1 protein-coding gene is annotated in these 666 nt (G+C 70.1%); it reads right to left on the reverse strand.

What is annotated here, in order from left to right:
* The coding region (locus tag A9X04_RS15425) for a cation-transporting P-type ATPase (protein WP_197509177.1) at positions 1-647 on the reverse strand (647 nt) is incomplete at its 3' end.
* Positions 648-666 lie beyond the last annotated feature (19 nt).

Consider the following 666-nt stretch of genomic DNA (forward strand, 5'->3'; position numbering starts at 1 on the left):
CGGCCGAATTCGGCGCGATTCCCGGTGGCATACACGACGGCCAAGCCTTCGCCCGCGCTCACGATCGTGCCCATGAAGGCCAGATCGCTCGCGTCGGCCAGGTCGGTTCCGGGCGGCACCGGATGCGGCGCTTTCTCCGATCCGGTCGATTCCCCGGTCAGGATGCTTTCGTTGCATTCCAGGCCTGTGACGTCGATCAGCCGGACGTCGGCCGGGACCGCCTCCCCCAGCGACAGCCGGATCACGTCGCCCGGTACCAGCTCGCTGACGGCGACCGAAACGAACTCTCCGTCGCGGCGCACCAGCGCGTTGTGGTGCACGCTCGCGTGCAGTTCGGCGGCGGCCCGCTCGGCGCGGTACTCGTTGATGAAGCCCAGGCCGATGCTGGCCGCCAGGATGATGCCGATGATGACGGCCTGCATGCTGTCGCCCAGGAAGTACGAGACGACCGCGGTGCCGGCCAGCAGGATGAGCACCGCGTTGCGCAGTTGACGACCCAGCACCGCAAGGGCGTTGACGCGATGGGTCCGCACCGCGTTGGGTCCGTAACGCGTCAGCCGGGCGGCGGCCTCCGCGCTGGACAACCCGGCGGCCGAGCTGTCCAGCCGGCGCAGCACCTCGTCGAGCGGCGCGGCCGCGACCAGCATCGCCTTCGGGGCCTCCGAA

Source organism: Mycobacterium sp. E3247, assembly GCF_001667785.1.
Taxonomy (GTDB): Bacteria; Actinomycetota; Actinomycetes; order Mycobacteriales; family Mycobacteriaceae; genus Mycobacterium.